Origin of the sequence: Rahnella perminowiae (genome assembly GCF_019049755.1) — a bacterium.
In the GTDB taxonomy this organism is placed as follows: domain Bacteria; phylum Pseudomonadota; class Gammaproteobacteria; order Enterobacterales; family Enterobacteriaceae; genus Rahnella; species Rahnella perminowiae.
Map to the genome: position 1 here is coordinate 1 of NZ_JAFMOS010000339.1, position 5,397 is coordinate 5,397.

At 51.9% G+C, this 5,397-nt stretch carries 3 protein-coding genes and 1 pseudogene; all 4 read right to left on the reverse strand.

From position 1 onward, the window contains the following. A partial coding sequence (locus tag J1785_RS03670; protein WP_217218841.1) for an Imm8 family immunity protein occupies positions 1-239 on the reverse strand: 239 nt, incomplete at its 3' end. After that, a pseudogene (locus tag J1785_RS26995) lies at positions 236-979 on the reverse strand (VENN motif pre-toxin domain-containing protein); the annotation flags it as partial. The pseudogene J1785_RS26995 and the gene J1785_RS03670, both read right to left, overlap by 4 nt. 245 nt (positions 980-1,224) lie before the next feature. Beyond that, positions 1,225-1,431 (reverse strand): hypothetical protein, encoded by a 207-nt coding sequence (locus tag J1785_RS03680; protein ID WP_217218842.1) that lies wholly within the window; start codon positions 1,429-1,431, stop codon positions 1,225-1,227. A 3-nt stretch (positions 1,432-1,434) separates the two neighbouring features. Beyond that, a partial coding sequence (locus J1785_RS03685) for a hemagglutinin repeat-containing protein (protein WP_217218843.1) occupies positions 1,435-5,397 on the reverse strand: 3,963 nt, incomplete at its 5' end.

Sequence of the window (5,397 nt, forward strand, 5' to 3'; positions counted from 1 at the left end):
TAATTATACTTTTCGACAATGATCATTCCTCTACCTGACAGAACTTTATTCGTTGCTAACTCACCTTGAAGCCAGATCGGTGTACATACCAGCATGTCGAAACACTCTGCACCATCTTGATCATTAGGCCCAATCATTGCCCGGATCCAACAACTAAAGTTTGAAGGATCAGTTGGCCAATAATTTATTAAGCCATCTTCAAGCTCCAATGATCGTAGCCCTTTTAAATCAATATTCATTTAGTTATATCCAGATGCCCGTTACTAATAGGTCTTCCTGTTGGCGTCAATTTTTGTTCAAAATTAGCCTGAACTCCGGTTGTTGCTTGCGAACTATTTGGTTTAGACGTAGGTGGACGATAAACCCTCAATCCATCAGAACTGACCCATGATGTACCATCACTAGAAACTCTATATCCTGGGCCAACCCATGCTTCCCCTAATGTGTTAGCATCTTTAGCCGTGGCTTGCCCCAGACCAAAGTTACCTTTTTTGCCACTTGCTGCATCTCTCAATATACCTATTTGTTCTTCAACAGGCAGGGACGAAATATTATTGGCATCAGATCTATTTGGTTGAGACTCGCTATTCCTTGCATTTTCCTCATCCTCCGGTCCCCAACCATCTGCTGTGCCAGAACCCGCTCCACCCAGTTCGGCCTTCTCTGCATCCGTCAGATTATTGCCTAAATTTGGCTGATTTTCAGGATCTGAACCATCATCATTTAATACTCTTCCCGGTCCACGGTTAGGATCGCGAACGGCGCACTGTTCACGGGTACCTTCACAAGTATATCCCGCACCTTGATCTTCTTTATTATCCTGTTGTTGCTGGCTTCCATTTCCAATTGCACCAGAGATTGCTGCATTCAGTGCAGATGCAGTGCTGCCTAATGCCAGTGCATTATTCTCAACCGCATTCTTCCCCGCCTGCGCCCCTGTCGTCGCAGAAGACAGGTTATTGCCCGCTGTTGCTCCGGCAACACCCGCCGCCCGTCACTGAGCCACCCTGAATATAGGCTGTCACAGCCCCGGTTGAGGTGTTTGCTGAGGATTAATGATGGGGCTGAAGCGGACGGCGGCGACTGCGATGCTGAAGAAGGTTACTGAAGCCCGCAGCAGAGCGAAGCTGTGCGCCACACCGCGCTAAGAAGCTGACAACTGGTGATCCGGGCTGCTGAGTGACAGATAAAAAAATCCCGGCGACTTCGTCGGGATTTTTACTTTCACGTTAAAGTAGCTATTACATCCAAAGTCTGACCTATTTTCTCAAGCAACAATGTTACATCGTCTCGCGTTGCTCCGATTCTGGTATCAAACTCTGATACAGATATACCGTTACAGATCTCGTTGAGTGCCGAATTTAATATTAATAGCTCATCCTCTGTAAGTCTTAAGTCTGCTTGTTGCCTAATCACTGCTAATAATTCCATGAATTACCTCAGATTATCAAAATACGCACGTCCATTTGTTGGCCTAAACGCTGTGCCACCATCTGCTGCTTTTGGATTACGAATTACAACAGTACCACTCGATTGATCCCAGTACGCAGATCTGCCATTGCTTAGCTCTTTTGTCGATGTTGGATTCCTGACCACATTTTCAATATGTTGAGCAAATTGTTCTTTTGTCTTTATCCCTAAATCAGCGTACTCATTTTGCTCAAGAACGTGTTTTTCAAAAGCATGACCATCAGCAATATCGCGACCAATTGTTTCGGCACTCTTACCACTACCCGAACTAGTAGATTCTTGATTCCGCGCATTTTCCTCATCCTCCGGCCCCCAACCATCTGGTGTGCCAGAACCCGCTCCACCCAGTTCGGCCTTCTCTGCATCCGTCAGATCCTTGCCTAAATTTGGCTGATTTTCAGGATCTGAACCATCATCATTTAATACTCTTCCCGGTCCACGGTTAGGATCGCGAACGGCGCACTGTTCACGGGTACCTTCACAAGTATATCCCGCACCTTGATCTTCTTTATTATCCTGTTGTTGCTGGCTTCCATTTCCAATTGCACCAGAGATTGCTGCATTCAGTGCAGATGCAGTGCTGCCTAATGCCAGCGCATTATTCTCAACCGCATTCTTCCCCGCTTGCGCCCCCGTCGTCGCAGAAGACAGGTTATTGCCCGCTGTTGCTCCGGCAACACCCGCCGCCAGCGTACTCAGTAAGCTGATTTCCTGCCGGTCGCTCTGCGAAAGTTTATCTATATCCGCCTGAGTGGTCGCATGGTAATAATATTTCGCTATATAACGCGCGGCAAGTTCACCACTGAACGCGCCGGCAGCACCCGCTGCTGCATTGCCTCCGGACATTTGCGCTGCTACAGCGCCCCAGACGGCATGGGCCATCGCATTAGCCGCAACGTTGGGCGTGCCGTCTTCATTCAGCGTGTGACTTTTGATTTCCCGGGCAATCAGCGGGCTTATTCCCCCTGCGATTGCTCCACTGATGTTGCCGCTGACAATCCCCTGCAATACGCCACTGAGTGCCTGTACCACCATCTGGTTATTGCTGCCAATACCGTAATTTCTAATTTCGGCCTGATAAGCATCACTGTTTCGCAGAGTTTTGAGATAACTTTCTCTGTCATTGGCAGACATCCCTTCAGGCACACCGCCCAGATTCTTCAACGCCTGGATATCGCCATAAGTATTGACGATATCGGTCATCTGACCCGCAATCTCCCCCACCAGCTGGCTCGCCTGCAGGCGCTTCTGCTCTTTTTCTTTATCAAAAATCGGACTGATACTGCCATTTGCATGGTCTGTGTCACGGCTTAAATCGGCCACGCTTTGCTGCTGATTAGCGGTATCACGAACGATAATGGTTCCCTCTGCCACCGCAGACTGGGTGGTGCCATCCGCATGGCCTTTACCGTTCAGCCCGGCCAGCAGGTTACCAACATTCGACATGGCGTTGCCCACCATGCTGGCACCATTGCCACCGCTCAGACTGATGCCGCTGTGGCTGACCTTATAATCTGCTTCGTTGCCGATATCACTGAAACCGAGCGTACCGGTATCCAGCAGGTTTTTGTCCGCCGTTCCCTGACTGGCAATCACACCACCGTTCAGTTGGGTATGGCTGCCCACATGGATATCAAACCCGCCCCTGCCCGCATAAATACCACTTTGCTCGACAACACTGTCGTAGGTGCTGTTCATTTTGTCCTGGCTGAGATTGATATAGCCGGAACCGCTCATGGAACCAATGGTGAAACTGCCGCCTACACCGAAGCTGGTTTGCTTCGATTTATAGTCATCACTGTCCTGCTGGCTGGTGATGGTCAGGTCGCGGCCAGCATCAACCACGACTTTATTGCCGTTCACCTGCGCGCCTGACAAAGTGGTATCACGTCCGCTGTTAAGCGTTACATTGCCACCGCTGTCGAGCGTGGTTTCCGACCAACGGGTGCCATTACCTTTATCATTGCCTTTTGCCCCATTAACGCTGGCAAATATGCTCAGTCCGGCACTCCCGCTGCCTACTCCGAAACTCAGGCCAACACCGCCGCCGCTGCTGCTATTTTTGCCCGTACTTTCCTGGGTATTTGCCGCGCCGGTCAGCAAGATATCATTAGCTGCATTCAGAGACGTATTACCGCCCGCTTTTAGCTGACTGCCGCCAATAGCAATATCACCACTGTGTAAGTCGTAACCTTTACCTGTCGCAGTAATCGATAAATTATTCCCCGCATTCAACGTGGAGCCATTGACGGTATCACTTTGCTGATGTTGCGATGATTTTGACTGCTGCGACGTTAGCGAAATGCTGATACCTACGCCGTTATTCGGATCTGCACTGACATTAGCCTGCTGTTTCGCGAGCATGGCCTGAGCACCGGAAAGTGCTGCTTTGGTCGCCTGCAATGCGGCCAGACGGCCATCACTTTCATGTTTTGCACTCTGTGTTGCGGCAATAGCAGAATTCACCGCATCAGCAACAGCACCGGAAAGTGCAAGCGTAAGTCCTGTTGATTTCTGTTCAAATTTTTCATCACTGCTGCGTTTATCGTGTCCGGGATCAATAACGACGCTGTCGCCAGTTATCGACATATCTTTAGCCGCTACAAGGTCTGCGCCACCAATATGCGCTTGTCTCCCTGAGGTGATACTCAGATTGCCAGCGGTGCTTCCCACGGTACTCACACTCTGACTTTGCGTTGTTCCCTGCTCTTTCAGTTCATGGCGTGTCTGTGATGACCCAATCGTCACGCCAAGGCCACCCGTGCCCATCAGCCCGCTTTTTTTGGTCTCGCTCAGCCGCCAGCTTGAATCCGTGTTTGTAGCCGCGACAATATCGACATTGTTCCCGGCCTTCAGCGTCACATCACCATCGCCGACCACCGAAGAACCTTTCACCAGTAAATTATTGCCCGCCGTAACGGCAACATTATCGCCACTTAGCAGCGAACCTTTTTCGTGAGTGGAACTGTCTTCACTGATTGTGTGTGTGGTGGTTTTCGAGAAAAGGTGCTTCTTGGTCCTGGTCTTCTCATCGTAGGCATAACTGCTCTCTGTGGCGGTATCAAGATTGACATCTCGGCCAGCATTGACGGCAATGTCCTGCTTCGCCGTAACACTTGCTGCGTTAGCATTAACATCCTGACCCGCTTTAATCGTGGTGCTCCCGCCGCTCACCACCGCTGTCCCTTCCTGCCCGACATTTTCACGGATACTCACGCTTTTGCTGCCGTGGGTTTCGCTGTAGGTGCTGGTCTGCTGCGCGTTCAGGTTGACGTCGCGACCGGCGCTGAGTGAGGCGTTGAGGTCGGCGGTCAGTTGCGCGGCCTGCGAGTTGAGGTCGCGCCCGGCGCTGAGCGTCAGGTCGCCGCCGCTGCTCACCACCGTGCGGGTGGCATTGTTGTTGTCAGTCTGATTTTTACCGCTGGTCTGATGGCTGCTCTGGTCCATCGTGTTGAGGTTGATGTCGTTGACTGCCGCCAGCGTGGCGTCGCCTTTGGCGGTAACGGCGCTGCCCGCCACGGTCAGGTCGTGTCCCGCGCTGGCCGATAAATTACCGCCCGCGCTGACCGTGCTGGCCTGGCTGTCGGTGGTCTGCGCGCTGCTTTTCGCCGTGGTTTTGCTGGTGCTGAGCGCATTGCCGGTGATGTTAACGTCGTTCAGCGCCACCAGTTGCAGGTCACTGCCCGCCGTGAGCCGGGCGCCGGTGTTGTTGATGTCGTGACCGGCGGTGAGCGAAAGCCCGTCAGTGGCCGAGATACCGGCCACGTCGCCGGTCTGGGTCTGGCTGAAGGTCAGCTGAGACGTTTTGCTTTTGCTGGTGGTCGGCGCGGCCGTCCACTGCTGCGCCTGGGTGACGTTATTGATGTCCCCGGTCACGGATTGCAGCGCAACGGTCTGTCCGGAAATCGACGAACCAATGTTATTGAT